The organism is Mitsuokella apri (assembly GCF_047974105.1).
Classification (GTDB): domain Bacteria; phylum Bacillota; class Negativicutes; order Selenomonadales; family Selenomonadaceae; genus Mitsuokella.
This window is the reverse complement of the sequence record NZ_JBHYRS010000002.1, coordinates 17,594-43,039: the sequence shown is the minus strand read 5'-3', so window position 1 is coordinate 43,039 and position 25,446 is coordinate 17,594. Positions and strand designations below refer to the sequence as shown.

The following is a 25,446-nucleotide window of genomic DNA, read 5'->3' as shown; positions in this document are numbered from 1 at the left end:
AAGGTAATTCACAAATTCATTGATTCACTAATACTTTAAGCTGCTCAGTCTGCCATCAAGAGAGCCATGATAGCCTTCTGCGTGTGCAGGCGGTTCTCCGCTTCGTCAAAGATGACGTTGGCGTTGGCCTCGAGGACCTCTTCCGTGATCTCCTCGCCGCGGTAAGCCGGCAGGCAGTGCATGACGATGACGCGTTTGTCGGCGCCCTTCAGGAGCTCTTTGTTGACCTGATACGGTGCAAAGATCTTCTTGCGCTCTTCGTGCTCGGCTTCCTGACCCATGCTGGCCCAGGTATCCGTCACGACGATATCGGCATCCTTGACGGCTTCGTGCGGGTCCGTCACAAGACTGAGCTCCGCGCCCGTCTCCTTGGCATCCTCGAGTGCATTCTTGTAAACCTCGGCGTTCGGACGGTAATTTTCCGGCGTAGCAGCGACGAACGTCATGCCGACCTTGGCACAGCCATAGAGGAAGGAGTTCGTCATGTTGTTGCCATCGCCAACATAAGCCATCTTCAGGCCTTTGAGGTTCTTGCCCTTGTACTCCTCAATCGTCAAAAGGTCGGTGAGCACCTGGCACGGATGAAGAAGATCCGTCAAAGCGTTGATGACCGGAATGTCAGCCCATTTGGCGAGCTCCTCGACTCTGTCATGACCGAACGTGCGGATCATGATGCCGTCAAGGTAGCGCGAGAGCACGCGGGCCGTATCGCGGATTGGCTCGCCTCGTCCCAGCTGCAGGTCGCGGTTGGAAAGGAAAAGAGCCTGACCGCCGAGCTGGTACATGCCCGTCTCGAAGGATACTCGCGTTCGCGTCGAGGACTTCTCAAAAATCATGCCGAGCGTCTTGCCCGCGAGAATTTTATGCGGGACACCGGCTTTCTGCTTTGCTTTGAGCTCCTTGGCGAGCGCCAGGATTTCCTGTACCTCATCCACGGAAAGCTCGTGGATGGATAACAAATCTTTTCCTTTCAGCATTTGATGACCTCCCATAGTGGAACTACTGGAACGATAAAAGTAAAAATAAAAGTGAAATCATAGTCGCGAAATATCGTTTTCTTAACTATGGTTTATATTATACCGCATAATCGTCCGCTTGTGAAGTGTAGGTATGCATTTTTTTTGCATTTATATTCAACTTTTTTTGCATAATAGAAAAACGGCGCCCGAAATGGCGCCGTAATTCTTACTTTTCGCTGTTTTTTCTTGTTTAGCAGTATTTTTTATTTGTCGTACTTGTTCAGTACATCGTCGAGCGTCAGGACGACCGTGTCGACCTGCTGCTTCGTGATGATGAGCGGCGGGATAAAGCGCAGGACCTTGCCGGCCGTGCAGTTGATGATGGCACCTTCGGCGAGGCAGTCGTTGACGATATCGCGGCCGTGCTCCGCAGAACTGAGCTCCGCGCCGAGGATCAGGCCCGTGCCGCGGACATCCGTGATGAGTGACGGATGTTTTTTCTGGAGTTCCTGGAGCTGCTGCTTGAAGTAACTGCCGACTTCCTCGACATGAGCGAGGAACTCTTCCTTCGGCACCGTGTCGAGCACGACATTGGCTGCCGCGCAGGCCAACGGATTGCCGCCAAAAGTCGTACCGTGGTCGCCGGCATGGAATGCCTTGGCCACTTCATCCGTCACGATGAACGCGCCGATGGGCACGCCGCCCGCGAGACCTTTGGCCAGGGTGACGATATCCGGCTTGACGCCGTATTTCTCATAGGCGAAGAATTTGCCGCTGCGGCCGATGCCGGCCTGAATCTCATCGAAAATCAGCAGAGCACCGTATTTGTCGCAGAGCGCGCGGACTTTCTTCAAGTAGTCCTTCTCCGGCGTGTAGACGCCGCCCTCGCCCTGAATCGTCTCGAGCATGACTGCAGCCGTCTTGTCGCTCATCATGCTTTCGAGCTCTTCGATGTCATTGTAATGCACGTAGTCAAAGCCGTCCGGCAGAGGACCAAAGCCTTCATGATACTTCGGCTGGCCCGTAGCTGTCAGCGTCGCGATCGTGCGGCCGTGGAAGCTGTCCCAGGCCGTGATGATCTGGGATTTGTCCGGTGAGATCTGATGGGCGTATTTGCGCGCAATCTTGATGGCACCTTCATTGGCCTCTGCACCGGAGTTGCCGAAGAACGCCTTATCGAGGCCGCTGAGCTTGACGAGCTTCGCGGCAGCATCGGCCTGCGGCTGCGTGTAATAGAGATTTGACACATGAATGAGCTTGGCAGCCTGGTCGGAGATGGCCTTGACCAGAGGTTTATAGTCATGGCCGAGCACATTGACGGCAATGCCCCCTAAAAAGTCGAGGTACTTCTTGCCGTTGTTATCCCAGACATACGCGCCTTCGCCATGGTCAAGAACAATCTTGTAGCGATTGAAGACCGGCAGATAATCCTGCGCGTCTTTCTGGAATATTTCCTGATCCGTTTCCTTCATATATATATTCACGTCCTTGTTCTATCTGAGTATGCCTTAATGCCTCAATGCCTCAATGCCTCAATGCCTCAATGCCTCAATGCCTCAATGCACAACCTGTGTGCCAATACCCTGTGAGGTGAAGATCTCGAGGATAATCGAGTGGTCGAGGCGGCCGTCGATGATATGCGTCTTGCCCGTGCCCTTTTCGAGAGAAGTCAGGCAGGCCTCGACTTTCGGGATCATGCCGCCCTTGATGATGCCCTCTTTGATGTACTGACGGGCCTCGTGCATGTTCAGGGTCGAGATGAACGACGACTTGTCGTTGAAATCTTTGTAGATGCCCTCGACATCCGTCAGCAGCAGGAGCTTCTCGGCGTGCAGCGCACCGGCGATTTCCGCCGCGACATAGTCGGCATTGATATTATAGCTTTCGCCGTGCTCGCCGACGCCGATTGGCGCGATGACCGGCACGTAGTCCTGGTCGAGCAGGTCCTCAATCAGCGTCTCGTTGATTTTCGTCACGGAGCCGACATAGCCGATATCGACTTTTTTCTTCTCGTCACCCTCGTAGACCGTCGCGAGCTTCTTCTGTGCCTGAATGAGCCCTGCGTCCTTGCCCGACAGCCCGACGGCGCGCACGCCGCGTCCGTTGAGCAGATTGACAATTTCCGAATTGACCTTGCCGTCGAGCACCATTTCGGCGATCTCGACCGTCTCCGCATCCGTCACGCGCAGTCCGGCGACAAAAGACGACTGCTTGCCGACTTTCTTCAAAAAGCCCGTGATCTCCGGACCGCCGCCATGCACAATGACCGGACGAATGCCGACATATTTCATCAAAGCGACATCCTGCATGACTTTTTCCTTGAGGTCTTCGTTGATCATCGCGTTGCCGCCGTATTTTATAACGATGGTCTTGCCGTAGAACTCCTGGATGTACGGCAAAGCCTCGACAAGGATGGCAGCTTTGTCCTTGGCTGTAAATGTCATATTATAAAGCATCCTTCCTGAACGTATTGAATATCCCGATTCTCCCGATATATTCCCTGATTCGAAGTCAGCGGGTACCTATTAGGTGTGATACTCCCCGTTGATCTTGACGTATTCGTAAGAGAAGTCGCAGGTCCAGACCGTTGCCTCTTCCCCGCCTTCGCCCATGTCAATGCTGATCGTGATATCATGCTGGGCCATGACGTCTGCCAGAGCTTCATCATCGTGCTCGGCACCGACACCATGTGCATAGACCGGAATGTCACCGAACTTGACTACGGTTTTCTCGGGGTCCATCGGCACGCCGGCATAACCGACGGCACAGATGACACGGCCCCAGTTCGGGTCAGCACCGAAGAACGCCGTCTTGACCAGCGGGCTCTTGGCGACGCTCATGCCAATCTGCTTGGCATCTGCAAAAGTCTTCGTGCCCGTGACATGAATCGTCAGGAACTTCGTCGCGCCCTCGCCGTCATCGGCAATCTCCTTGGCAAATTCCTTGCAGAGCTTGTCGAGCGTGGCCTTGAACGTCTCGTAATCTTCATTTTCCGTCGTGATCTTCTCGTTGCCGGCAGCACCGTTGGCCATGACGATGACCATATCGTTCGTGCTCATATCGCCGTCAATCGAAATCATATTGAAGGACGTGTTGACAACTTCGGACAGGGCCTTCTGGGCGAGCTTGCCGTCAATCGCAGCATCCGTCGTGATGAAGCAGAGCATCGTGGCCATGTTCGGCTGAATCATGCCCGAGCCCTTCGCGATGACGCCGAAGCGGACGTTCTTGCCGCCGAGCGTGATTTCCAGAGCTGCTGTCTTCGGATGTGTATCCGTCGTCATGATGGCGTGGCTGGCATTGCTGCTGCCGTTCTCTGACAGCTCCTTGATGGCTTCGTTCACGCCTTTTTCCATCTTATCCATCGGCAGGTTGACGCCGATGACGCCCGTCGAAGCGACGATGACGTCGAGAGGGTCGCAGCCAAGCGCCTGTGCGGCGATTTTCTGCGTCTTCTTTGCGTCCTTATCGCCCTGTTCCCCCGTGCAGGCATTAGCGCAGCCGGCATTGGCGACAATGGCATGTGCCGTGCCGGTAGCGACGACGGCCTTCGAAGCGTAGACAGGAGCTGCGGCGACCGCGTTCTGCGTGAACGTACCGGCGACGACGGCTTCTTTCTCCGTGTAAATCACAGCGACATCGAGGTTGCCGCTCTTCTTGATGCCGGCTTTGACACCGGCGGCCTTAAAGCCCTGCGGGAACGTAACGCCCGCCGTATTTGCAAATTCATTGACCATGGTGGATTTCCTCCTTAGCATTTATCAACTGTATATGAGAGATTTCTTATGTGTATTTATGAGCATTATGGGTACATCGGCACAAAGTCAAGGCCCGTCTTTTCATCAAAGCCGCAGGCGATGTTGAAGTTCTGCACGGCCTGACCGGCAGCGCCCTTGACGAGGTTGTCAATGGCCGAGAGCACAATCACGCGGTGCGTGCGTTCGTCGATGTGCCAAGCGATATCACAGAAATTCGAGCCGCGGACTTCCTTCGTCGACGGATAGCCGCCGCGGCCAAGCAGACGGATGAAATGTTCCTTGCTGTAAGCCTTCTCGAATGCGGCATCGACGAGTTCCGGCGTGACATCAGCCTTGAGGCTCGCATAGCACGTGGCGAGAATGCCGCGCGACATCGGCACGAGATGCGGCGTGAAGTTGATGACCGTCTTTTCGCCCGAAAGGTCCGTGACGGCCTGCTCGATTTCCGGTGTATGTCGGTGATGAGCCACGTTGTAAGCACGGAAATTATCGTAGAGCTCCGGGAAGTGGTTGGCCTGTTTCGGCGAACGGCCTGCCCCCGACACACCCGACTTTGCATCGACGATAATCGTATTGACATCGATGAGATGCTGACGGGCAAGAGGTGCAAGCGCAAGGATGCTCGCCGTCGTGAAGCAGCCGGCATTGCCGATGATCTTGGCATCGCGGATTTCCTCGCGGTAGAGCTCGGCAAGCCCGTAAACCCTCTTGGCATCCGGATGCGTGTGCGGCACATGGTACCAGGCCTCATAGACCGACGTATCGCGGAAGCGGTAATCGGCGCCGAGGTCGATGATGCGTACGGGCAGCTTCTCAAGGGCCTTGCCCACCTTCATCGCGTGGCCATGCGGCAGACCGATAAAGACGAAGTCACTGTCCTTGCCAATGGCCTCGATATCCTTCATGCTCTCGAGCTTCATATCGTAAAGGCCTCGCAGATGCGGATAAAGCTCCGTGATATTTTCACCCGTATGGCTCTCCGACGTGATGTGCACGACCTCAGCCTTTGGATGATTGTAAAGGATGCGCAGAAGCTCCGCTCCCGCATATCCCGTTGCACCTAGGACACTGACTTTCATATCTGAATTCCTCCTCCGGGAATGACTTCTCTCTTGATTGATGGTTATAATTATACAACTACCATGTATAATATTGCAACCCCTAATTTACAAATTTACACGGTTTTTTACAAAAAACTTACAAAAACCGAAAAATGCGCCCAAGGCCCCCTGCTGAGCTGACGAAAAACACGGCTCATGTTATAATAGGAAGACAAAGGAGTGTTTTTTTTGGCAACGAGAAGACGACGGCGGTCGCCGAAACGGCTGATCCGCTTTCTTTTTTTACTGATTATCATCTTTTGCGCCGCTTTTTTCCTCTCGGGAGGCAGCGCGATTTTCTCCGCCCATACGTGGCAAAACGCCAGCGGCTTCCTGCCGCGGCCGACGCAGAGCGTCCCCGCCAACGAAATGGGTGACAACGTAACCGAAAATCCAAAAATGTCCGAGCGCCTTTCGCGCGTCCTCTTCCTGCAGCGCGCCGTCAATAGCCGCGTCAACAAGCACGACCCCCATTACGTCAAGCTCGAAGACATCCCCGACTCCATGCAGCAGGCCGTGGTCGCCGTCGAGGACAAGCGTTTTTACAGCCATCACGGCTTTGACTTTGAAGGCATCCTGCGCGCAGCACTCGTCAACCTGCAGTCGGGCGAGATTGAAGAAGGTGCGAGCACCATCACGCAGCAGCTCGTCAAAAACCTCTTTCTCTCCCACGAACAGTCCTTTGGCCGCAAAACCGAAGAATTCGTGCTGGCCCTCGACATGGAATGGTGCTACTCCAAGGACGAAATCCTCGAAATGTACCTCAACACCATCTACTACGGCTCGAGCTACTACGGCATCGGACCGGCCGCCGAAGGCTACTTCGGCAAAAAACCGCGCGACCTGCAGCTGCCCGAAGCCGCCATGCTAGCAGGACTCCCGAACGCCCCGTCCCTCTACTCTCCGTACGTCGACTTCATGATGGCCAAAAAACGCCAGTTCGTCGTTCTCGACGCCATGGTGAACTGCGGCTACATCGACAAGGGCATTGCCGAAGACGCAAAAATCAAGCCCATTTACTTAGCGCACTAAAAAAGACAAGACCCCCGCGTCTTGTCTTTCTTTGCATCTTATATGCATTTCGCATTTTTCTTCTATATAATAGAAAGGAACCCCTATGTACACATTAAGCAGCACGGCCTATCAGGGCCACACCCCGAAAATCGATGACGAAGCCTTCCTCGCCCCCGGTGCCGTCGTACTCGGCGACGTCGAAGTCGCAAAATACGCGAGCATCTGGCCCGCGGCCGTCGTGCGCGGCGACGTCGGCTTTATCCGCATCGGCGCCTACTCCAATGTACAGGACACGGCCTGCCTGCACGTCGAAGATAACGGCCCGTGCATCATCGGCCGTTTCGTAACCATCGGCCACGGCGCCATCGTCCACGCCTGCACCGTCGAAGACAACGTCCTCATCGGCATGAACGCCACAGTTCTCTCAGGAGCCACCATCGGCAGTGGCTCCATCATCGCCGCCGGCGCCCTCGTCAAAGAAAACGCCGTCATCCCGCCAAACTCCCTCGTCGTCGGCATCCCCGGCCAAGTCAAAAAGACCATCGACCGCCTCGCCGCCATCCACGCCCAAGCCGTCAAATACAAAACGCTTTGGTCGGTCGGGTACGGGCTCGCACCGGAGATCGGCGGGGAGACTTATCATGGGGAGAAGATTATCTGAGGCACCACGGCGAGAGATTGAACGGGCAAAACGATACCGCCAAGACTATATCGAAAGGGTGAAGATGCATGACGAACTTTGATGATTTTCTCAATACGCAGATGAAGAATCCAGAATTTAAAAAAGAATATGATGCATTGGAGCCTGAGTTTGAAATTATACAAGCCATGATTGATGCCAGAAAAGACGCAGGACTAACGCAGCAAGAGCTGGCCAAAAGGACTGGTATTGCACAATCCGATATCAGTAAACTCGAGAGTGGCAATGCAAATCCATCCTTGCGTACGCTGAGAAGACTGGCTGCTGGCATGGGAAAAAAGCTTCATATTCAGTTCACTTGACTTCTTGGAAAAACGAAATGATACTTCAAGCCGACTGCATAAGCAGCCGGCTTAATTTATTTTTGTTTTTCCAGATAATCGTAAGGAATCTACCAATTACAGAAGGGCATCGACGGACTAGGCACCATCCACGCTCAGGCTGTCAAATACAAAACGCTTTGGTTGGTCGGGTACGGCGTCGCACCGGATTTGGGTGAAGAGACTTATCATGGGGAGAAGATTATTTGACCGCAGAAATAGGAACTGACTTTTTCTCAAGTCAACGAGAACTTGTGCTTTTCCTGCTCGACAAACCAGTCTTCATAAAATGTCTGCATCAGTTCTTCGATTTCTTTCTCCGTCTTCATGTCAATGATGGACATGCCGCCCAGAAGATTCAGATAGCGGATTCCAGCCACGACATCCTGACGCGAGATTTTGATTCCCTGCTGACGAAGAGCATGCACAACGCGGAATAAGCCAAGGCTGATATTCTTATTTGTCATGATGCGGCTGGACGAAAAAAGCATGATGGTACTTGGATACCCTGTAAGCGCGATATCCGGCACGAGCCAATAAGGATTTTCCCGATGCCTGCTGTCATAAACCATCTGCGCACCCCACCAAAGACTGGCAATGCAGTTGACGAAAGTTCCGCGCCGTTTGCCGTTATGCGTGAACGTGAAGAACGAATTGTACATATCTTTTTTCTGCTTTTCCGTTTTTTCCTCGGCCCAGATGTCCGCGCGTTTTCTCGTGATAAAATCAAACAGCACCGTATGCGTGAGTGCTGCCCAGATGTGTTCATCCATGGCCAGATAAGGCAGCAGCCTCACCATCGCCTTATGAATACAGATGGCATTGTGAATGTCATCTTTTTTTTCGGCTTCTTTTCGTTCCTTAAAGTTATCAATCGCAGTCGAAGTCACTTGCAGATCCTGCACAAAAGGCTGAATTTCCACAGATGTATCCTGCAGCCAATTTCTTTCTGCAATGCGCTTCTGAAAGTACTCGCCGTCTTTGGGCAGATAATGGAGCAAAAAGTTTTGTTTGAAATTTCCTTTTAAGTCTGCTAGGCTATCATCCGTTATATATTGCAGTTTCATTCTTCATCCGCCTCTTCTTCCTCTGGGTCCGCTAATTCCTGCATGGCTTTTAAAAGCGGCATTCTGAAAATGCGTTCCGCCAAGTCACCGGCATAATTCGTGTCGCCGGGGTCAAGGGAAATATCCGCCACGCTGATGCCATTGGCCGTCAAGGTGTCCTGAATCACCTGATACCATTGATACGATTCCAGCCCTTCCGTGCCGCCTTCTGCCAATTCATTGTTGTGCATCGCGATAAGGGCTTTTGTCAAAGCCGGCATGATCAGCAGACTGATCATCGTGTATTTCTTCACACTCTTATACTGGTCATACAGATTGAAAATATCGCGATTGACCTGAATGTAGATGCAGTCCTGATCCAGGCTGACTTTCAAATCATCCTTAGGCGAATCAATCGCCTTCAGCGCAATAATATCACCAATCGACGAATAGGCCTGCTGGCCGCGTTTGATATCGAGCTGATATGTCGTTTCTCCGATAGCCAGTATATTTGTCGCATCGATATGGAAGGATGCGTCCTTGCCATAGCCGAGTTCATTGAACGCTGGATTCTTATAATCGTCAATGTCTTTTGTCGCGACAACGAAGCTGCTGATTTCCACTTGATCCGCAAGTTCGTATGTCGCAATGTTCAAGGATGCCTCATTATCCTGTGATTCCACGAAATGACGATAGCCAGTCAGGGTGCATTCCACATGCGTCAAAAAGCAGGCCTTGCCCTCCTCGATGAGCTTAGCCAGTCCCGGTTCATCTAGCAGATATTTGATGCGCAGCGTAAACATGCCAAATTCCAGATCATCTTCCACGACCGAGTCGAAACTGCCCTTGACATAGTCGTCATCCTCATGATTCAGGATTGGATATGGTGTCAGATGCTTACTTAGCTTCATAATATTCCACCTCCATCATGATGGGTTTATGATACGGAATTTGGAAATTCACTTCGACCGTATCACCTTTCTTCATGCCCTGCAAGTACAAATTATTTTCATCCAGAAGGATATTCTTTTCTGGCTCACATTGTACGGATTCCGGATTCAAGGCATAATTTCCGTGCTCAGCCACGCCGATGAAGCGGACTTTGCCATACGCTGCCTTTGCAGGCGACTGGAAACGGACGGAATAGCGCCCTTCCCCGACTGACTTTGCCCCGAGCCACATGCGGACATCCTTGCGGAATTTATAGGTGAGGTCACGCGGATCGCGCTGACCAGTCTTTTTCGGCTCTGGCTTCGTATCGGTTTTGGGCTTTACCGATACCGACGAGCCATCCGGATCATCAGGAGTCAGCTTCAATTCCTTCTTCTCTTTTTTCTGGACTTTCGTTTTCTTGACTTTTGCGACTTTAGGAGCGCGTTTTGAGAGCTCTGCTTCCAGACCATTGTTCTGTTCGTTGTTGAAGAACTCATCCATGCCGTACGCAGCAATCGTATCCGTGGCTTTGGTCCCGAAATGCTTCATAACCTGTGCTTTCAGATATTGCTTCAGCCCTGTCCAAATTTCCTCATATTGTCTTGTATGTACTTTACAGCGTTTTGGCTGCCAGTCGTCGTGAGATGGTACTTCCATATCCTTGAACTTCTTGTTCATGTTCTCGCCCGTGATGCGCAGGATGCCGGTAAACGAAATGCTGCTGCTAATCTGGCCCTTTTCAAACAGCCTCATGCCCGTTTTGCGCGTCATCATGATTTTGCGGTTCAAATTATCGCCGCGCTTCAGAAGCAGCGTACATTCTCCGTCCTCAAAGCCAAACTTTTTGCCGTACTCTTCGCTGTTCAACGGGATTTCGAGGACATCATCGTCGTAATTTTTCTGCGCATTCAACAGATCGTAATACTCCCGAATGTCTTTTTCCTTCTTCATATCCAAGGCACTGATATACTGGCCCAGATTATCCTTGTTGATTTCCTGTCCGTTGATGATGACACGCAGACGGCCTTCCCAGATTGTAACGAGAAAATGCTTCAAGACTGCCAGTTTCATGGTTTCTTCCAGATGCCTATCCTGCTCCAAGCCAATGACATAGATATCAAGGCCATTCTCATTGCGCTGAAAATCTCCTAAATGGAAAGGCTGCAGAATGGCACGGTTGACAGCCGAATCCGAATAATAGCCTGTGCCGACTGTCGTATACGACCGGCCCCGCTCGTCCGTATCTTCAAAAGAGGCCAAATGCGATACGCCGATATAAGAATCAATATCATCGACATGGGAAGCATAAAATGCCGTGCGCAGATACGAGCAGGCAAACGGAGCGGCCTTGCCAATGCCGAAACTGCCGGCCGAAGAATTATCCTTTACCGACGTTCCGCGCGCTTTGATCAGATTGTACCAAGGCGTGCCTTTTTTGCCATTTTCCGCACCAACAAGACCCGTGGTATTGAAATCACTGATGCGCATGACCTGTACATCTGTATTGAGCATATCTCTGGCCTGCTCAAAAAAGTCAACGGCACTTTTATCCTTCTGCCAATAACGGATGCATTTTGCGAGAATGGACTTCATTTCCTCAACGCCCGGCAATACTGAAGGGCTGACCGTAAAAGTCGAGAACTCCACAAGAACCGGCTCATTTTCGTCACACTGCTGGTCAATGGAATTCTGGATGCTCTCTCGTACAAGCGATTCAAACGGATTGCCCGAAAAAGTTTCAATGGCAGAATCGTTGATGCCGTCTTCCGGCCCATTGTTGTTATTGACAAAATGCCAATGTGCTTTGCCATCTGTCACCATTTAAACTCCTTCTTTCCTTCATTCAAACGGTATAGCATCTTCACATGCTCGACTTCATCTTCTATGCTGCGGAACATCTTCTCGACCTCTTCTGTCGTATAACTGTAATTTGACTTATTCGCGCAGTTGCCCAGCAAGCGGAGATCTTCCAGAATCCGATTCGTGCGTTTCCCTGCCACAGATAAAAAACGTTCCCTGCGTTTCATGTCGTTTGTCACGGCCATCGGTGCCCCTCCCTCATACTCCTGACAAAAAGTAATAGTGTATATGAGACTATATTTATATTATATTATATTATATTATATTATTATATACACTATATTTCAAGATAATTGTATATAACCAGGAATTTAACCGCGTTTTATTGTATTTTAAAGCAAGCAGGATTTTACAAGCCGACAGCAAAAAAGATAGTAACATCACAAAACAGCAGGAAGGAGGAACAAACGTGATTTTACTGGACGCCATGAAAAATTACCTGCATCAGCTGGAACCACTCACCATTTTCCCCATGCCACATCCCGACTTTGCTATGGATGGTCCGACTTTTGATGACTATCGCTGGCAGTCGGACATCTCTGAGGAAAATGAGTCGCAGCGACTTTATGACCAAGCTGTTCGTAATCAACATGAAAAAGGCCGGTATCATTCATGGGAACTTGTCAGCGAACAGGTCCTGCTCAAAGACTGTGACTTATCATTCTGGAAATACAAGGGCGCGACGATTCCCCATGATTTGTTCTGGTTCTTCGGTGTAGAAGACATGGAACGCAGCACACGGCGCGAAATCGTTCTGACTTATCAGGGCCATGATTACAAGGCCCATCTGGAACGTGAACGTCACCAGCTTGGCCGCGTGCGCATTTTCTGGAGCACGGAGCTGCAGAATAAACTCGCCCCACTCAGTCAGAGCACAGAAAAACAGTCGGCTCGTTTCTATCATCAGGATAATACGCATTATCAACTGAGCTTTCTTCATCCTGAAGCCATTGCCGCCGACGACAACGAACTGCAGGAGACCTCAAATGATCAGCCCGACGGCAAATCCATCCGCGAAGGACGCAAAACCTACGTTTACTCGACAAAATACGAACGCAGCCCCAAAAACCGACTCGCCGCCATAAAAATCCACGGCACCAAATGTATGGCCTGCGGCTTTGACTTCGAAAAAGTCTACGGCAAACAAGGCAAAGACTTCATCGAAGTCCACCACGTCAAACCTCTGCACGAAGTCAACGGCGAAATGGAAATCAACCCCGAAACCGACCTCGTCTGCCTCTGCAGCAACTGCCACCGCATGATTCACCGCGACCCACACCACACCTTGTCACTTGAAGAATTGAAGAAGATTATTGCTGAAAATCGCAATAAGTCATAAAGCGTGCTCCTTCCATATATAGAAAAAAAAGTGCCTGTCAGCTAGACAAGCACTTTTCCTATATATGGGAGAGGTCCATATTAAATTATTTATCAGTATTCTTCACTAAAGGACGTATCTTCCCGAATCCTCTTTCATATTCCGCAAAGCTGCGGTCGAGCTTCGCCAAATACTCTGCGTTTTCCTTAGCTTTATCAACAGCAGCTGCCTGTGCAGCAGTTTTGACTTCTTGATTTTTATCATTGTTCATCTCTAAATCTCCCTGCTTACAATCTTGAGTTACTGTTGATGTTGATAAAGATAAAAGCAAAAAAAATGACTGCCACGCTTCTACACAGTATAGTCATTTTCTGACCAACTAGAAGACACCGCTTACGATGCTTCAGTTCCTTAAGAAACGTTAAACAGTCTTCTTCGCCTTTACGATATCGTTTGCAATATTCTCGGACTTGCCATTGCTTGTTTATCCTTGAGATATATCCGCGGCAAAGATAAAAGCACAAAAAAATGACCGTCACTGCTCCCAAATAGTACAGTCAATTTTTGACTTACTAGAGGATACCACTTACGGTGGCTCCTTTTTCTCTTTACGTTTATTATATCATCTGGTCTGCAACTTCACAAGTCCATTCTCCCACTACCTTCCCCTGTGGGAACGGCTTTGGGACGTGACTTTGACAAGAAATGAACTTCGCGGCGAGAAAGTAAGGAGAGGGCTGGCCATAAGCGGAGCTTTTGTCTTCTGCGTGAAGAACTTATTTTTTGCCGACCAGAACCCTTGCAAGGGAGCGTCGTCCAAACGAAGTGCGTTTAGCTCCCTGCACTCTGTCCCTCACCTGCCTACCCTCTCCGCCTTTCTTTGCCTCTGTATCTCAATCGGGATAAACGCGCTTCTGGATTTTCTTAGCCGTCGGCGTGACGGCGAGCCCGGCTTCGCTGGTTTCGCGCAGGGATTTTGGCAGGGCGTGGCCGATCTCGTTCATGGCCGTGATGACCTCATCGACCGGAATCACGCTCTTGACGCCCGCCAGCACCATATCCGCTGCCGTCAGCGCCATGACCGTCGCAAAACCATTGCGTTTGACACATGGCACCTCGACGAGCCCTGCCACCGGGTCGCAGACAAGCCCCAAAAGATTCTTGATGGCAAGGGCCACGGCGTCGCCGACCATCTGCGGCGTGCCGCCCGCGAGCTCCACGAGGGCGCCTGCTGCCATGCCCGCGGCCGTGCCGCACTCCGCCTGACACCCGCCCGAAGCGCCGGCAATCGAAGCATTCTGGTCCACGACCATGCCGATGCCCGCAGCCGTCAAGAGCGCCTTGACAATATCCTCATCTGCAAAACCGCGCTGTTTTTTCGCCGCGTAGAGCGCCGCCGGCACGATGCCGCACGAGCCTGCCGTCGGGCACGCAACGATGCGGCCCATGACCGCATTGACCTCGCTGATGCCCACGGCATACGCGGCCGCCGCGAGTACATCCGCGCCCATATAGCCTTTATCGCGGTATGCGTAGATTTTTTTCGCATCGCCGCCCGTCATGCCGCTGACCGACTTTTCCGTATTCTTAATACCGCGCCCAATCGACTCCTGCATGACCTGCCAATTGTGCTGCATCTCCTGCAGAATATCCGCGCGCGCACGCTGCGACGTGTGCATCTCGCGCTCCAGCACCACTTCGTGCATCGGCACATTCTGCTTTTCGGCAAGCTCTGCAAGTTCGCCAATCGTATTGAAATTGAAGGAAATCATACTGTCCTCTTTCTCTTTTCTTTTGCAAAATCAAATAGCCGGAATGGCAAAGGCGTGCTCGACCTCGTAAACCTCGCGGCATTCCTCAATGACTTCGTCGGCAAGGGGTTCGTCGAGTTCGAGAATCATCATGGCCATCTCGCCGCGGCTGTGGCGCGAAACGCGCATAAAGGCAATGTTGACCTCATAGCGCGCGAGCACCTGCGTGACCTTCGTGATGACGCCGGGCCGGTCATGGTGAATCGTGATGAGCGCGGGGTACATGCCCGTGAGCTCGACCTCGTAGCCATCGATGTTCGTGATGCGGATATTGCCGCCGCCGACCGACGAACCGCGCACGCGCGCCGTGCGTCCCGTCACCCCGATGAGGTGGATGACGGCGGTATTCGGATGGGCCTGCTCGAGATTGACTTTCTGGAAATGGTAGTCGAGCCCCTGTCTTTTCGCAAGTTCCAACGCCTCGCGGATGCGTTCATCGTCGGGCGTAAAGCCCAAAATGCCTGCAATCAGGGCCTTGTCCGTGCCGTGGCCGCGGTACGTCTGTGCGAAAGAGCCGTGCAGATTGATGTCGGCGCGGACGGCCGGTTCGCCTAAAATCTTGCGCGCCATCAGGCCGAGACGCACGGCCCCGGCCGTATGCGAGCTCGACGGACCGATCATGACCGGCCCGACTATGTCAAAAACACCATGCATAAATTTTTCCTCGTATTTTCTTCTATATAATATATAACAACACAAAGCCTTCGGAACGGACAAAAGACACCTCTTTGTGGTTCCAAAGGCTTTGCAGATAGACTTTTCTATTTCAATTTACGCACTGCGCGTCAGCGTGAAGCGGCTTATTTAATCAGGCCGTGGTTGCGCAGAGCATCCTCGAGCTGTTTCTCATGAGCCGGCTCCATCTCGCAGAGCGGCATGCGCAGCGGACCTGCGGCATAACCGAGCTTGCGCATGGCGACTTTGACAGGAATCGGGTTGACTTCGCAGAACAGGGCATCGATGAGGTCCGTGTACGCAACCTGCATCTTGCCGGCTTCCTCTGCCTTGCCGTCGAAATAGAGCTGGCACATATCGTGCGTCTCACGCGGAGCGACGTTCGAAAGGACGGAAATGACGCCCTTGCCGCCGAGCGAAAGGATCGGCACGATCTGGTCGTCGTTGCCCGAGTAAACGTCGAGGTTGTCGCCGCAGGCAGCGCGCAGGCGCAGGATCTTCGAGAGGTCGCCATTGGCCTCTTTGACAGCGACGATGTTCGGAATCTTGGAGAGTTCGACATACGTCGGAATCTGGATGCCGACGCCCGTGCGCGACGGTACATCGTAAAGCACGATTGGGATGTTGATGCTCTCAGCGATGGCCTTGTAATGAGCAATCAGGCCTTTCTGCGTGCATTTGTTGTAGTACGGCGTAACTACGAGAACGGCGTCAGCGCCGACTTTCTCTGCGTACTGGGAAAGCTGGATGGCATAAGACGTCTCGTTCGAGCCCGTGCCGGCAATGACCGGGATACGGCCCTTGACCGTGTCGACAGCGCATTTGATGGCTGCTTTATGCTCTTCATCCGTCATCGTGGCCGATTCACCGCTCGTGCCCGTGATGACGATTGCGTCCGTGCCGCCCTTGATCTGGTCCTCAATGATACGGCTGAGTTCTTCAAAGTTGACACCATCTTCCGTAAACGGCGTGATGATGGCAACACCTGCACCCTTGAAAATTGTCTTCTTCATCAGAAAAGCCTCCTGTCGTGCAATCCATGCCGCTAAGCTCCTGGCTTTGCCCACAGCCCCTGAAGTCATGGATTCATTGACTAAATTTATGATGTCCCTTTCATTATCCCATGTCCACGCAGGAAAGTCAACGTTTCCCTGAATGGACAATTGTCTTGCATTTATGCCTGCCGCAGCCCTCAAAATGGCTTAAAGTGCGGGTTTGATGGCCCCGAAGACATCCTTGGCCTCGGCAATCTTCTCGTCATTGCCGAAAACGCAGAGGACATTTTCTTTCATGCAGGCGTCGATGAGCGGTGCGAGCGCACGAATGTCCTGCTGGCGCGTCGCGAGGATTTCATCGCGGCGCTGCTGGCGGTCGGCCTCGGTGATGCCGCGCAGATAGCAGGTCGCGGCCGCGTCGCCCTTCATCATCGGGGTCATCGGCGTATCGACGCCGCTCATCGTGCCGATGATGAATTTGTCCATCTCGCGCTCCGACGCTTCAAAATTGGCGGCATAGTCGGCCGTGCCGTCGAAGACAGCGAGGGTCTCCTTGAGGTTCGGGTCGCGGTACGAACCGAAGTACATGAAGCCGTTGCGGTTGAAGCCCGTAAACGCGCCGTAGGCACCGCCCTGCACGCGGATTTTCGTCCAGAAATAGTCGTAGCGCAAAAGGGTTTCAAGGACGGCCATGCTGCCCGTGAAATGATAGCCGAGGCGCAGGAAGTTCGCGGCCTTGCCGACATACTGAACGCGGCTTGAGGAAGTCAGGCCCTCGTTTAAAGGCTTGATGTCCCAATTGTAGGCAGCTGCCGGGAATTTCTCGTCGGACAAGGCCTGCTGCAGCGGCGCAAAGGCCTTTGTGAAGGCTTCGTACTCCTTTTCCTGCAGCGTGACGCTGAGGATGAGGTTCTGACGGTTGAAGACCTTCGGCAGCAGGGTCTTGAAGACATTCTGCATTTTCTTGAGGCTGCCAGCAAAGTCCTCGGCAAATTCTTTGAGGAACGGATAGAACGGCAGGCCTCCTTCATCGGCGTAGCGTCCGGCCTTTGAAAGATAAGCAGCGAGACGCGAAACGATGATCTGATTTGCCGAACGCTGCAGATTGAGTTCAATCGAAGCCTCTTCCTGTTCAATGAGCTCACGCAGGCGCTTTTCGTCCGTGAACTGGCTCTCCGTCATGATTTCCTGCAGAAGGCTCATGAGCTCCGGCAGCTTCTTGACGAGGGCCTTGGCCTTGATGCGGAGTTTCGGCGCCATCGAGTCGGGCTCGTCCTTCTTCGTGTAGACGACGACGTCCGACGTCATGCCGCCCGTGTGCAGATTGCGCAGGTTCGCGAGCTCGGCATACGTGTGCTCCTTCGTGTCGACCATGCCGATGAATTCACTGAGGAGATAGAGATACGGCAGTTCTTCCTCCGCGACGCTGCTGACATCGAAGTAAAGGTTCAGATAAGCAATGCCGTTCGTGTTGACATCGCTGAACAGCACCTTCGTGCCATCGAATTCGCGCACGTCGAGCGGCAGCGGATACGACTTTTTGCGGATATCCGAAAGTTTGAGCACGGGGATGGTCTTTAAGGCCTCTTCCGTCTCGGGGCTCTGCTGGCGCTCCTTGAGGGCGCGCGTCGAGGCAATGATTTTCTCGATTTCCTCTTTGCTCAGCGAGGCCTTCTTCTTGGCGAGTTTCTCCGCCTGCTCCTGTTCGCGGCGGGCGGCGAGCTCCGTGTCCGGCACCATCGCGAGAAGGCTGCGGTGCGGGTTCGCGAGGAAGTATTCCTCAATGAGGGATTCAAAGTAACGGCTCGTGAGGCCCTCTTTCATCTGCTGCAGCAAATCCTCATAGCGCAGATACGTCTCGGGGTCGCCGCCGTAGAGCCAGCTCTTCATGATGCGGATGCCGTAAATCAAGCCCTTCGGTGCCGAGCCGAAGTCGGCTTCGCGCAGGCGGAATTCCATAAGGTTGATGGAAGCTTCGAGAAGCTCGCGGTCGATGCCGTTTTCGGCGAGCTGCTGCAGCTTCGTCATGGCCAGATGGTAGAATTTGTCGAGCCGGTCTGCCTCTGAATTGTTGATGATGATGCTGAAGAACGGCTGCAGCATGTCGTTTTCGAAAATCGAGTCGACATCCTTGCCGAGCTTGGCGTCGACGAGAGCTTTTCTGAGAGGTGCGGCCGGCGTGCGCAGCAGGGCGTGCTCGAGAATTTCAAGGCCCATCATGGTCTTCGGGTCAAGCGACTCCCCTGTCGTCCAGTTCAGCGTGAGGAACGTCTTTTCTTCCGTGCCTTCGTCGGCGCTTACCGGATACGGCACAGTCTCGCGCTTCAGGCTGCCGAATTCCTGCTGGCGGTCGATTTTCGACGGCACGGGGATGCGGTCGAAGTGGGAAAGATACTCCCCGTCGAGGTAAGCGAGCTTTTCTTCGATGTCCATGTCGCCGTAGAGGTAGATGTAGCTGTTCGACGGATGGTAGTATTTCTGATGGAACGCGATGAATTTTTCCTGCGTGAGGTCCGGAATGGCCTCAGGGTCGCCGCCCGACTCATGGCCGTACGTCGTGTCGGGGTACAGCGAATGCATGATGCGGCTTTCGAGCAAATCGTCAGGCGAAGATAAAGCGCCCTTCATTTCATTGTAGACAACACCGCTGTAGCGCAGGGGTTCCTCGGGCTTTTCAATCTCGTAATGCCAGCCCTCCTGCATGAGCACCTGCGGATTTGTGCGCATATTCGGGTAAAAAACGGCATCGAGGTAGACGTCCATAAGGTTCTGGAAATCCTTGTCGTTGCGGCTCGCGACCGGATACATCGTCTTGTCGGGATACGTCATGGCATTGAGGAAGGTATTTAAGGAACCCTTGACGAGCTCGACAAACGGCTCCTTCAGCGGGTATTTGCGCGAACCGCAGAGCGTCGAATGCTCGACAATATGCGCCACGCCCGTATCATCGACGGGCGGCGTGCGGAACGAAATTGAAAAGACCTTGTTGTCATCGTCATTCTTGAGGAAGAACAGGCGCGCGCCGCTCTTCACATGTTCAAAGGTATAAGCCGTCGAAGCGACCTCGGCGACTTCGTCTTTTTTGAGTAATTTAAAACCATGGATGATCGTGTTTTCTTCCATAAAAAATCCTCCTATATATGGGTATATGGGTATTTTTCAGCTCATCGTGGCCAGCAGCTTCTGCCGCAGCAAGTTCAGGTTGTTGTTTGACGTCATGATGATGGCGGCCGACTTTGGCGCGGCGTTTTTGGCCTTCTCCGTACAGGCATGCGAGACGGCGTTCGTGTTGATGACGACGTAGTCCGCCTGTGCCAGGGCCATCGGGTCGAAATTCTTCTCATTGCCGAGAAAATGCAGCATTGGGAAAACCTCGGCTGCTTTCTTCTGCCACTTGTCCGTGCCGCCGACCACATAAATGCGGAAGGTCTCAAAAAACTCGCGCTCGGCAGGGCTCAGGCCGTCGGCGTCTTCTGCCGTCTCTTCAGCCTGCTCTGCTGCCGCGGACTCATCCCCCGCTGATTTTTCTTCTTCGGCAAGGATTTCCGGCTCGTAGGCTGCGAGTCTCTTTTTGAGGTTCCTGTTTTCCTCGCGCAGTTCCTTGATTTCTTCCTGATAACGGATGCGCGCGACAATGGCGTCCTCGATTTCCTTGCGGCATTCCTTTAATTTTGCCGCCTGTTCATCAAGATTCTGCTTTAAGAGCACGATTTCCTGCTCAAGGCCCGTTTTCTCGGTGAAAATATTCCTCGTTTTCTTCTCTTTATGATTTGGCATGACTCACACTCTCCGCTTGAAACACATAGCAATATTATACCACATATGGGTATTTCCCCTCAATCCTTCCCCTTTTCTCCCTCTTTCCCTTTGCCTGTCCATCCTGTATAATTAATGAAGGAAAGAAATCATATCAAAAGAAATCATATTATAAGGGGGAATGTTTCATGCCTATTGAAATCATTCAGGGACTTGCCATCCCGTTTATCGGCACCACGCTCGGCGCAGCCTGTGTGTATCTCTTGCGCGGCGAGCTCGACCACCGCGTGCAGAAGGCCTTTACAGGCTTCGCGGCGGGCATCATGGTCGCGGCTTCTGTCTGGAGTCTTTTGATTCCGGCCATGGAGGAAAGCAGCGAACTGGGGGCTTATGCATCTTTGCCAGCTGTTGCTGGTTTCTGGGCCGGCACGCTCTTTCTGCTCTTGCTCGACCACATCATCCCGCATCTTCATCAGAACAGCGATGGCACGGAGGAAGCCGAAGGCCCTGAGAGTCCGCTGTCGAAAAATCTCAAACTCGTCCTCGCCGTGACGCTTCATAACATCCCCGAGGGCATGGCCGTCGGCGTCGTCTTGGCCGGCTGGCTCACGGGCGGCTCCGAAATCTCAATTGGCGCGGCCCTCGCGCTGTCTCTCGGCATCGCCATCCAGAACTTCCCCGAAGGCGCGATTATCTCGCTGCCGCTGGCAGCCAATGGCGAAGGTCATCATCGGGCCTTCATCCTCGGCACGCTCTCCGGCATCGTCGAACCAATTGGCGGCGCTTTGACCATTGTCGCAGCAAGCTTCGTCGTGCCTGTGCTGCCCTACCTGCTCGCCTTCGCCGCCGGCGCCATGCTCTACGTCGTCGTCGAAGAACTCATCCCCGAAATGAGCGCCGGCCACCACTCCAACATCGGCGTCATCGCCTTCGCCGTGGGCTTCACACTGATGATGGCGCTCGACACAATCTTAGGATAAAAAGACGGCCCAAAGATACTTCTCACAAAAAAGACGGGGAGGACGGCCCAAAGATACTTTCAGCAAGGGGCGGGGGGACCCTATTTCGGCTTCGTCGCTCCATTAAATGGGACCCATGCAGGATTTTTCCTGCTTCGTTTTTTCGCCGCCTGCCGCGGCGTTCTCACATCACTGTATTTAGAAAAACAAATTTGGGTCCCAGCCTGCCGGCAGTCATTGCGCTCCTGCAGGCGGAATAGGGTCCCCCCGCCTCAGTTCATTTCTACCTTTCATCTTTTGCTGTCTGTCACTTTAGGTTATGGGCCTTGGTGCAGAGAAAGTAAGGAGAGGGCTGGCCATAAGTGGAGCTTTGGCCGCCTGCGTGAAGAACTTATTTTTTGCCGACCAGAACCCTTGCGAAGGAGCGTCGTTCAAGCGGAGCGCGTTTAGCTCCTTCGTAAGGATTAATTGAAGGGCAAAAAATAAGTTTAGCAGCCGGCCACGCGGAACGTTGGACAGTCCTCTCCGTCTTTCTTCCACGAACTTCCTTTTAAAAACTAAAAAACTTAACTTGTACGCAAAAAGACCTGCCTCGCTGTGAGACAGGTCTCTTTTTATGCCTTTACGCGCCGTGGCAAGTATTATTTGCCTGCGAGCGTTTTGTAGTTGTTGTAGCGGATTTCCGCATCATGCTGCGTCTTCTCGAAGAGTGCATCGGCAGCTTCCGGGAAGGAGCGCTTGAGGTTGATGTAGCGGTTCTCGCCCATCAGGAACTCCTGGAACTTCGAGAAGTCCGGAGCCTTCGAATCGAGGCTGAACGGATTCTTGTCCGTGCCGACGAGCTGCGGATTGTAACGGTAATTTGCCCAATAGCCGCACTCGACAGCGAGTTTTTCCTCGAGCTGGCTGCAGCCCATGCCCTTGCGGATGCCGTGGTTGATGCACGGTGCATACGCGATGATGAGGGACGGGCCCGGATATGCCTCTGCTTCCGTGATGGCCTTGAGCAGCTGATTCTGGTCAGCGCCCATAGCGACCTGAGCAACATAGACATAGCCATAGGTTCTGGCCATCATGCCGAGGTCCTTTTTGCGCGTCTTCTTGCCCGTGGCAGCGAACTGTGCAATGGCTGCGGCCGGCGTAGCCTTGGAGGCCTGGCCGCCCGTGTTGGAGTAAACCTCCGTATCGAAGACGAAGACATTGACATCGGCGCCCGAAGCGAGGACATGGTCGACGCCGCCGTAGCCGATATCGTAAGCCCAGCCGTCGCCGCCGAAGATCCACTGCGAACGTTTGACGAAGTAGTCGCGGTTCTCGTAGAGCTTGTTCAGGAGCTCGTCATCGCCCTTTTCTACGGCGAGCAGAGCTTCGAGTCGGTCAGCGCGGTCGCGCGTGCCGTTGCCGTTGTTGAGGTTCTCAACCCATTCATTCAGGGCAGCCTGCAGGTCGGCACTGCCGAGGCCGGCTTCGAGGGCCTTCTTCGCGTCGTCAGCGAGGCCGTTGCGTACGGACTCCGTGCCGAGGAACATGCCGAGACCGAACTCTGCATTATCCTCGAACAGCGAGTTGTCCCAAGCCGGGCCGTGGCCCTTGGCGTTCGTCGTGTACGGCATAGCCGGAGCACTACCGCCCCAGATGGACGTGCAGCCCGTGGCGTTGGCGATCATCATGCGGTCGCCGAAGAGCTGCGTGATGAGTTTGGCATACGGCGTCTCGCCGCAGCCGGCGCAGGCACCCGAGAACTCGAGCAGCGGCTGCTCAAACTGCGAGCCAATGACCGTTTCCTTCTTCATCGGGTTCTTCTTCGGTGCGACTTTCGTCGTGTCGACACCGTAGTCGAAGTAAGCCTGTTTTGCCTTGAGCTCATCGTCAAGCGGCGTCATGTCGAGGGCCTTGACCGGGCAGACCTGAGCGCAGTTGCCGCAGCCGAGGCAGTCCATCGTGGAAACAGCCACCGTGAAGTGGTAGTTCTTGACCGTGCGGACATCCTTGGACGGGAAGCCCTCAGGAGCTGCGTCGCGCTCTTCGTCGGTTGTGAGGACCGGACGGATCGAAGCGTGCGGGCAGACATAGGAGCACTTGTTGCAGCCAATGCATTTCTCCGTGTTCCAGACCGGCACATTGATGGCCGTGCCGCGCTTCTCGTAAGCAGCGCCGCCGAGCGGATACGTGCCGTCGGCGCGGTCGCCGGCGAATTTCGAGACCGGCAGTTTGTCGCCTTCCTGACGGTTCATGACTTCCTGAACTTCCGTGATGAACTCCGGCAGGTCGCGTTTTGCTTCCGGCTCGTCCTGAGCGTCAGCCCACTCGGCCGGTACATTGACGCGGTGCAGGGCTTCGATGCCCTGGTCGACAGCGCCGTTGTTCATGTCGACGATCTTCTGGCCTTTTCTGCCATACGACGTGACAATGGCTTCTTTGAGGTATTCGACAGCCTTGTCGATTGGAATGATATTCGTGATCTTGAAGAACGCGGACTGCATGACCATGTTGAAGCGGCCGCCGAGGCCGAGGCCTTTGGCGATGGCCACAGCGTTGACCGTGTAGAACTCGATGTTGTTCTTTGCGATGTAGCGTTTCATGGCTGCCGGCAGGTGCTTCGTGAGCTCTTCATCGCTCCAGACCGTGTTCAGCAGGAACTTGCCGCCCTGCTTGAGGCCTGCGAGCAGGTCATATTTATAAACATACGACTGCTGCGAGCAGGAAATGAAATCTGCCTTGTTGATGAGGTACGGGCTCGTAATCGGGGATTTGCCGAAGCGCAGATGCGACATCGTGATGCCGCCCGACTTTTTCGAGTCATAAGCGAAGTATGCCTGTGCATACATATCCGTCTTATCACCGATGATCTTGATGGCGCTCTTGTTGGCACCGACCGTACCATCGGAGCCGAGGCCCCAGAACTTGCAGGCCGTCGTGCCCTCAGGCGTCAGGTCGACATCCGTCAGCGCCGGCGTCAGGCTCGTATGCGTGACATCGTCGTCGATGCCGATCGTGAAGCCGTCTTTCGGAGCGTCCTTTTTGAGCTCTTCGAATACCGCGAAAATCTGGTCCGGCGTCGTGTCCTTGCCGCCGAGGCCGAAGCGTCCGCCGATAATTGTCGGATGCATATCGGAATGATAGAACGCAGCCTTGACATCGAGGTAAAGCGGCTCGCCGAGGGAGCCCGGTTCCTTCGTGTGGTCGAGGACGGCGACTTTCTGAATCGTCTTCGGCAGGAACTTGAAGAAGTGCTCGATGGAGAACGGACGATAGAGATGGACGTTCAGGAGACCGACTTTCTCGCCTTTGCTGTTGAGATAATCGACCGTTTCCTGTACCGTCTGGCAGACGGAGCCCATGGCGATGATGACGCGGTCTGCATCTTTGGCACCATAGTAATCAAAGAGATGATGCTCGCGGCCCGTGACTTTGGCAAGGTCAGCCATAGCCTCTTCGACGAGGGCCGGCAGAGCGTCGTAGTAGCTGTTGGCAGCTTCACGCGACTGGAAGTAGATATCCGGGTTCGTGGCCGAGCCGCGCAGGACCGGATGATCCGGGTTCAGGGAACGGCGGCGGAAAGCCTTGACGGCATCCCAGTCGAGCAGTTTAGCGAGGTCATCGTAGTCGACGACTTCGATTTTCTGAATCTCGTGCGACGTGCGGAAACCATCAAAGAAGTTGATGAAAGGCACGCGGCCCTTGATGGCTACGAGATGAGCGACAGCCGAGAGGTCCATGACCTCCTGAACGCTGGCCTCAGCGAGCATGGCGCAGCCAGTCTGGCGGGCAGCCATGACGTCCTGATGGTCGCCGAAAATATTCAGGGAATTGGCAGCGAGTGCGCGGGCCGAAACGTGGAAAACGCCCGGCAGCAGTTCGCCGGCTACCTTATAAAGATTCGGGATCATCAGCAGGAAGCCCTGAGAAGCGGTGTACGTCGTCGTCAGTGCACCGGCCTGCAGCGAGCCGTGAACAGCACCTGCGGCGCCGGCCTCCGACTGCAGCTCGATGACCTTGACTTTCTGGCCGAAAAGATTTTTGGCGCCCTTGGCAGCCATTTCATCTACATGCTCGGCCATCGGCGAAGACGGCGTGATCGGGTAGATCGCGGCAACGTCGGTGAAAGCATAGGAGATGTAGGCGGCAGCTGTGTTGCCGTCCATGGTTTTCATCTTTTTGCTCATGTTTTGTTATACTCCCCTCTGATGTTGGATTTTAATTTATAGATAGGTAATTTTCTATCATAAATAACGAATAATA

General features: G+C 53.5%; 21 protein-coding genes. 5 read left to right on the top strand and 16 right to left on the bottom strand.

All coding sequences use genetic code 11. The features are described from left to right. Positions 1 to 44: 44 nt before the first annotated feature. The 5 genes from argF to argC form a co-directional block, all read right to left on the bottom strand. Positions 45 to 977 carry an ornithine carbamoyltransferase gene (gene argF, locus ACE419_RS03395; protein WP_435721004.1) on the bottom strand — a complete coding sequence of 311 codons (933 nt, stop codon included), beginning with the start codon at positions 975 to 977 and terminating at the stop codon, positions 45 to 47. 245 nt (positions 978 to 1,222) lie between these two features. Continuing rightward, positions 1,223 to 2,431 (bottom strand): acetylornithine transaminase, encoded by a 1,209-nt coding sequence (locus ACE419_RS03390; RefSeq protein WP_435721003.1) that lies wholly within the window; start codon positions 2,429 to 2,431, stop codon positions 1,223 to 1,225. An 84-nt stretch (positions 2,432 to 2,515) separates the two neighbouring features. Further along, positions 2,516 to 3,403: an acetylglutamate kinase gene (gene argB, locus ACE419_RS03385; protein ID WP_432647661.1), complete on the bottom strand. Its 888-nt coding sequence runs from the start codon at positions 3,401 to 3,403 to the stop codon at positions 2,516 to 2,518. A gap of 81 nt (positions 3,404 to 3,484) precedes the next feature. Then, positions 3,485 to 4,696, bottom strand: a complete 1,212-nt coding sequence (argJ, locus tag ACE419_RS03380) for a bifunctional glutamate N-acetyltransferase/amino-acid acetyltransferase ArgJ (protein ID WP_435721002.1) — start codon at positions 4,694 to 4,696, stop codon at positions 3,485 to 3,487. Positions 4,697 to 4,761: 65 nt separating this feature from the next. After that, the gene (gene argC, locus ACE419_RS03375; RefSeq protein WP_435721001.1) at positions 4,762 to 5,796 is read right to left on the bottom strand and encodes an N-acetyl-gamma-glutamyl-phosphate reductase; all 1,035 of its coding nucleotides are present in this window, start codon (positions 5,794 to 5,796) and stop codon (positions 4,762 to 4,764) included. A gap of 201 nt (positions 5,797 to 5,997) precedes the next feature. Between argC and ACE419_RS03370 the strand changes: the two genes are divergently transcribed. The 3 genes from ACE419_RS03370 to ACE419_RS03360 all read left to right on the top strand — a co-directional run bounded on the left by ACE419_RS03370 (position 5,998) and on the right by ACE419_RS03360 (position 7,833). After that, positions 5,998 to 6,849: a transglycosylase domain-containing protein gene (locus ACE419_RS03370; RefSeq protein WP_435721000.1), complete on the top strand. Its 852-nt coding sequence runs from the start codon at positions 5,998 to 6,000 to the stop codon at positions 6,847 to 6,849. Between the two features lie 85 nt (positions 6,850 to 6,934). Further along, positions 6,935 to 7,492, top strand: a complete 558-nt coding sequence (locus tag ACE419_RS03365; RefSeq protein WP_435720999.1) for a gamma carbonic anhydrase family protein — start codon at positions 6,935 to 6,937, stop codon at positions 7,490 to 7,492. A gap of 68 nt (positions 7,493 to 7,560) precedes the next feature. Further along, the gene (locus ACE419_RS03360; RefSeq protein WP_432647690.1) at positions 7,561 to 7,833 is read left to right on the top strand and encodes a helix-turn-helix domain-containing protein; all 273 of its coding nucleotides are present in this window, start codon (positions 7,561 to 7,563) and stop codon (positions 7,831 to 7,833) included. 254 nt (positions 7,834 to 8,087) lie between these two features. Here the strand turns inward: ACE419_RS03360 and ACE419_RS03355 are convergent, their stop codons facing one another. From ACE419_RS03355 to ACE419_RS03340, 4 genes are read right to left on the bottom strand one after another with little or no spacing between them, the layout of a single operon-like run. Beyond that, complete coding sequence (locus tag ACE419_RS03355) at positions 8,088 to 8,918, bottom strand: DUF6339 family protein (RefSeq protein ID WP_435720998.1); 831 nt, start codon at positions 8,916 to 8,918, stop codon at positions 8,088 to 8,090. Beyond that, the gene (locus ACE419_RS03350) at positions 8,915 to 9,808 is read right to left on the bottom strand and encodes a hypothetical protein (RefSeq protein ID WP_435720997.1); all 894 of its coding nucleotides are present in this window, start codon (positions 9,806 to 9,808) and stop codon (positions 8,915 to 8,917) included. The genes ACE419_RS03355 and ACE419_RS03350 overlap by 4 nt, the downstream gene beginning before the upstream one ends. Next, positions 9,795 to 11,651: a hypothetical protein gene (locus ACE419_RS03345; protein WP_435720996.1), complete on the bottom strand. Its 1,857-nt coding sequence runs from the start codon at positions 11,649 to 11,651 to the stop codon at positions 9,795 to 9,797. The genes ACE419_RS03350 and ACE419_RS03345 overlap by 14 nt, the downstream gene beginning before the upstream one ends. Then, positions 11,645 to 11,875 (bottom strand): hypothetical protein, encoded by a 231-nt coding sequence (locus ACE419_RS03340; RefSeq protein ID WP_435720995.1) that lies wholly within the window; start codon positions 11,873 to 11,875, stop codon positions 11,645 to 11,647. The genes ACE419_RS03345 and ACE419_RS03340 overlap by 7 nt, the downstream gene beginning before the upstream one ends. 224 nt (positions 11,876 to 12,099) lie before the next feature. Between ACE419_RS03340 and ACE419_RS03335 the strand changes: the two genes are divergently transcribed. Beyond that, entirely contained in the window at positions 12,100 to 13,029 is a 930-nt protein-coding gene (locus ACE419_RS03335; protein ID WP_435720994.1) for an HNH endonuclease, read from the top strand. Positions 13,030 to 13,114: 85 nt separating this feature from the next. On the opposite strand, the gene ACE419_RS03330 is transcribed toward ACE419_RS03335, so the two are convergent. The 6 genes from ACE419_RS03330 to ACE419_RS03305 all read right to left on the bottom strand — a co-directional run bounded on the left by ACE419_RS03330 (position 13,115) and on the right by ACE419_RS03305 (position 20,266). Further along, positions 13,115 to 13,279, bottom strand: a complete 165-nt coding sequence (locus ACE419_RS03330) for a hypothetical protein (protein WP_435720993.1) — start codon at positions 13,277 to 13,279, stop codon at positions 13,115 to 13,117. Between the two features lie 622 nt (positions 13,280 to 13,901). Next, a complete protein-coding gene (sdaAA, locus tag ACE419_RS03325) occupies positions 13,902 to 14,780 on the bottom strand; it encodes an L-serine ammonia-lyase, iron-sulfur-dependent, subunit alpha (protein ID WP_435720992.1) in 879 nt (292 codons plus the stop codon). Positions 14,781 to 14,810: 30 nt separating this feature from the next. Then, positions 14,811 to 15,473, bottom strand: a complete 663-nt coding sequence (gene sdaAB / locus ACE419_RS03320) for an L-serine ammonia-lyase, iron-sulfur-dependent subunit beta (RefSeq protein WP_435720991.1) — start codon at positions 15,471 to 15,473, stop codon at positions 14,811 to 14,813. Positions 15,474 to 15,619: 146 nt separating this feature from the next. Continuing rightward, complete coding sequence (gene dapA, locus ACE419_RS03315; RefSeq protein ID WP_435720990.1) at positions 15,620 to 16,507, bottom strand: 4-hydroxy-tetrahydrodipicolinate synthase; 888 nt, start codon at positions 16,505 to 16,507, stop codon at positions 15,620 to 15,622. Between the two features lie 189 nt (positions 16,508 to 16,696). Next, positions 16,697 to 19,612 carry an insulinase family protein gene (locus ACE419_RS03310; RefSeq protein ID WP_435720989.1) on the bottom strand — a complete coding sequence of 972 codons (2,916 nt, stop codon included), beginning with the start codon at positions 19,610 to 19,612 and terminating at the stop codon, positions 16,697 to 16,699. A 36-nt stretch (positions 19,613 to 19,648) separates the two neighbouring features. Beyond that, positions 19,649 to 20,266: a hypothetical protein gene (locus ACE419_RS03305; RefSeq protein WP_435720988.1), complete on the bottom strand. Its 618-nt coding sequence runs from the start codon at positions 20,264 to 20,266 to the stop codon at positions 19,649 to 19,651. A 167-nt stretch (positions 20,267 to 20,433) separates the two neighbouring features. On the opposite strand from ACE419_RS03305, the gene ACE419_RS03300 reads away from it, so the two are divergent. Next, entirely contained in the window at positions 20,434 to 21,225 is a 792-nt protein-coding gene (locus ACE419_RS03300; RefSeq protein ID WP_432648213.1) for a ZIP family metal transporter, read from the top strand. Positions 21,226 to 21,845: 620 nt separating this feature from the next. Here the strand turns inward: ACE419_RS03300 and nifJ are convergent. Further along, positions 21,846 to 25,370 carry a pyruvate:ferredoxin (flavodoxin) oxidoreductase gene (gene nifJ / locus ACE419_RS03295; protein ID WP_435720987.1) on the bottom strand — a complete coding sequence of 1,175 codons (3,525 nt, stop codon included), beginning with the start codon at positions 25,368 to 25,370 and terminating at the stop codon, positions 21,846 to 21,848. Between the last annotated feature and the right edge of the window lie 76 nt (positions 25,371 to 25,446).

Coding starts and splice junctions, on each gene's coding strand:
- ACE419_RS03310 (WP_435720989.1), bottom strand. CDS start 19,612: ATGGAAGAAAACACGATCATCCATGGTTTTAAATTACTCAAAAAAGAC.
- ACE419_RS03360 (WP_432647690.1), top strand. CDS start 7,561: ATGACGAACTTTGATGATTTTCTCAATACGCAGATGAAGAATCCAGAA.
- argJ (WP_435721002.1), bottom strand. CDS start 4,696: ATGGTCAATGAATTTGCAAATACGGCGGGCGTTACGTTCCCGCAGGGC.
- argB (WP_432647661.1), bottom strand. CDS start 3,403: ATGACATTTACAGCCAAGGACAAAGCTGCCATCCTTGTCGAGGCTTTG.
- ACE419_RS03365 (WP_435720999.1), top strand. CDS start 6,935: ATGTACACATTAAGCAGCACGGCCTATCAGGGCCACACCCCGAAAATC.
- nifJ (WP_435720987.1), bottom strand. CDS start 25,370: ATGAGCAAAAAGATGAAAACCATGGACGGCAACACAGCTGCCGCCTAC.
- sdaAA (WP_435720992.1), bottom strand. CDS start 14,780: ATGATTTCCTTCAATTTCAATACGATTGGCGAACTTGCAGAGCTTGCC.
- ACE419_RS03355 (WP_435720998.1), bottom strand. CDS start 8,918: ATGAAACTGCAATATATAACGGATGATAGCCTAGCAGACTTAAAAGGA.
- ACE419_RS03345 (WP_435720996.1), bottom strand. CDS start 11,651: ATGGTGACAGATGGCAAAGCACATTGGCATTTTGTCAATAACAACAAT.
- argF (WP_435721004.1), bottom strand. CDS start 977: ATGCTGAAAGGAAAAGATTTGTTATCCATCCACGAGCTTTCCGTGGAT.
- dapA (WP_435720990.1), bottom strand. CDS start 16,507: ATGAAGAAGACAATTTTCAAGGGTGCAGGTGTTGCCATCATCACGCCG.
- ACE419_RS03305 (WP_435720988.1), bottom strand. CDS start 20,266: ATGCCAAATCATAAAGAGAAGAAAACGAGGAATATTTTCACCGAGAAA.
- ACE419_RS03300 (WP_432648213.1), top strand. CDS start 20,434: ATGCCTATTGAAATCATTCAGGGACTTGCCATCCCGTTTATCGGCACC.
- ACE419_RS03330 (WP_435720993.1), bottom strand. CDS start 13,279: ATGAACAATGATAAAAATCAAGAAGTCAAAACTGCTGCACAGGCAGCT.
- ACE419_RS03340 (WP_435720995.1), bottom strand. CDS start 11,875: ATGGCCGTGACAAACGACATGAAACGCAGGGAACGTTTTTTATCTGTG.
- ACE419_RS03350 (WP_435720997.1), bottom strand. CDS start 9,808: ATGAAGCTAAGTAAGCATCTGACACCATATCCAATCCTGAATCATGAG.
- ACE419_RS03390 (WP_435721003.1), bottom strand. CDS start 2,431: ATGAAGGAAACGGATCAGGAAATATTCCAGAAAGACGCGCAGGATTAT.
- sdaAB (WP_435720991.1), bottom strand. CDS start 15,473: ATGCATGGTGTTTTTGACATAGTCGGGCCGGTCATGATCGGTCCGTCG.
- argC (WP_435721001.1), bottom strand. CDS start 5,796: ATGAAAGTCAGTGTCCTAGGTGCAACGGGATATGCGGGAGCGGAGCTT.